The organism is Vibrio sp. 2130-1 (assembly GCF_033339515.1).
On record NZ_JAWOUT010000305.1, the window covers coordinates 1 to 682 of the forward strand.

At 44.0% G+C, this 682-nt stretch carries 1 protein-coding gene and 1 pseudogene; one reads left to right on the top strand and one right to left on the bottom strand.

Features of this window, described 5'->3' with window-relative positions; translation table 11 throughout:
* A pseudogene (locus R7Q09_RS25890) lies at positions 1 to 401 on the top strand (ammonium transporter); the annotation flags it as partial.
* 73 nt (positions 402 to 474) lie between these two features.
* Here the strand turns inward: R7Q09_RS25890 and R7Q09_RS25895 are convergent.
* A complete protein-coding gene (locus tag R7Q09_RS25895) occupies positions 475 to 654 on the bottom strand; it encodes a hypothetical protein (RefSeq protein WP_045626701.1) in 180 nt (59 codons plus the stop codon).
* Between the last annotated feature and the right edge of the window lie 28 nt (positions 655 to 682).

A 682-nucleotide genomic window follows, 5' to 3' on the forward strand; every position in this document is an offset into this window, starting at 1 on the left:
GTTTGGTTGCGGTTTGCGCGGAGTCAGATTTAATGCATCCGCTTGGTGCATTAGTGACAGGTGCCGTTGCCGGGGTTTTGTTTGTGTATCTGTTTACATACCTGCAAAACCGAACCAAAATCGATGACGTACTGGGTGTGTGGCCTTTGCATGGCGTATGTGGTGCTTGGGGCGGGATCGCTGCAGGAGTTTTTGGTCAAAGTGGATTTGGTGGAATGGGCGGTGTTAGCTTCGCGGTTCAAGTTTTAGGGACATTTCTTGGCATTTCCATTGCGGTTTTAGGTGCTCTTGTGGTCTATGGCGCAATTAACGCTCTAACAGGTTTAAGGCTTTCAGAAGAAGACGAGTTTAATGGTGCGGATTTAGCGATTCATAAAATATCGTCTACTAACGAAGATTAAATTAATCGAAAAAAGAGCGGCATCAAACCGCTCTTTTTTAAACTATTTGCTTCAAACCGATATACAAGCCGCTTTAGCAATTGCCTTTTTTAGCTTGACCAGGGGGGCAAAAGCTACCATTGCCATGCGGCCCATGATTGTCATTATTTGTGCTGACTTTTACTTTTACGTCGTCAATTTCACCTTCCACATTTGTCAGCTGACAGCCTGCTAAAGTCGTAAGTAATATAAGCGCCAGAGATACTTGTCTCATTGCGATTCCTCTCAAAATGTAATTCTAA